Below are 1,558 nucleotides of genomic sequence, written 5' to 3' on the forward strand. Positions count from 1 at the left end.
AATGGGATTCTTGCATTGATACCATCAATGGTGGCTTTAGTATTAGACCCCATGCGTTTTAAGACAATGCCAGAGACAACTTCACCTAAATTTTCGACTTTACCGTCTTCGGTTTTGCGCGTCATTGTGACAGCACCTTGACGAATTTCACTGCCCATTTCAACTTTAGCAATATCCGAAACCGTCACAACTGTCCCATCAACTGTTTTGACGGGAACTTGTTTGATATTACTAATACCAGCGTCACCACTTTCAAACCAACCTGCACCTCTAATAACAAGCTGCTCTTGCCCACGGTTCATATACCATCCGCCAACATTGGCATTGTTGTTATCTAGGGCACCAACAACGTCTTCTTGCGTTAGGTTATAAGAAAGAAGCTTAGATGGATCTACATTTACTTGGTACTGCCTAACAATACCTCCAAAGGAGAGTACATCAGTAACACCATCGACAGGCATAACGAGTAATTTTACTACCCAATCATTGAGACTCCTGAGTGCCATAGCATCATAGCCTGCATCTTTATCTGAAATAAGAAGGTACTGAAATACTTGGCCTAGCCCTGAGGTGTTTGGCCCCATTTCGGGTGTGCCGACACCTTCTGGTATCAGTTCTTTTGCGGCTTGAAGACGCTCAAATACAAGTTGTCTTGCAAAGTAAATGTCGGTGCCTTCTTTGAAAACAACCGTGACGCCAGACAAGCCTGTTTTAGAAATTGAGCGCACTTGTTCTACATCAGGTAAGGCATACATGACCGCTTCAATGGGGTACGTAATGAGTTGTTCAACTTCTTCAGCAGCTAGTCCTGGCGCTTCAGTATTTACAGCAACTTGAACATTAGTAACATCAGGAAAGGCATCTAAATTTAGTTTTGGTATAACCATAATTGCGCCGACAATTGTGGCAAACAGCGCAATCAAAATCAGGAGTCTATTATTAACAGACCAATCTATTATTTTATTAAACATAGTCTTGCTCCTTAGTGGTTATGCGGATCAAATCCGCCTTTAGCGATTTCAGAAGCAACAAAAAATGCGCCTTTGGTTACAATTCGCGTCCCACTATCAAGGCCAATGATTTCCCTAAAATCACCTAAGGCTCGGCCTAGTTCTACTTCTACAGCTTTAAATTCTCCAGGGTGGTCTTCGACAAATACGGTCCAATCACCATCTGCGCTGCGGATCAATGCTTCTTCTGGCACAGCCATCACTTTCTGCTTTGTGGCAAACTGAAAGTAAACTTTTACAAACATACCTGAATGAAGGTTATCATCAGCATTCTGTACCCCCAATCTAATAATTCTTGTACGAGTTACGGGATCAATTGTATGGGCTTCTTGGATAACTTTGGCATTGTAACTCTGGCCTTCTAATTTAAGTACCGCAGGAGAATCAATTGATAAATTTAGCTTTTTATTTGGAGAAACTTTTGCTTCAACCCATAGTTGTTTTTCATCAGCTAACAACATGACTGAATCCCCAGCATCAACACGTTGCCCTTGGATAAAGTCGTCTTGAAGCACGACACCTTCACGGTGCGCCGTTAATGCATATTG

Annotated in this window: 2 protein-coding genes; both read right to left on the bottom strand. The window is 42.1% G+C overall.

The window, feature by feature from the left end; genetic code table 11:
• Positions 1 to 971 (bottom strand): efflux RND transporter permease subunit (locus N523_RS19015; RefSeq protein WP_036950285.1); only part of this gene is annotated, 971 nt, incomplete at its 3' end.
• Positions 972 to 982: 11 nt separating this feature from the next.
• On the bottom strand, positions 983 to 1,558 hold a 576-nt coding region (locus N523_RS0110535; protein WP_028835001.1), incomplete at its 5' end, for an efflux RND transporter periplasmic adaptor subunit.

The organism is Pseudoalteromonas sp. 23_GOM-1509m (genome assembly GCF_000518425.1).
GTDB classification, from domain to species: Bacteria; Pseudomonadota; Gammaproteobacteria; order Enterobacterales; family Alteromonadaceae; genus Pseudoalteromonas; species Pseudoalteromonas tetraodonis.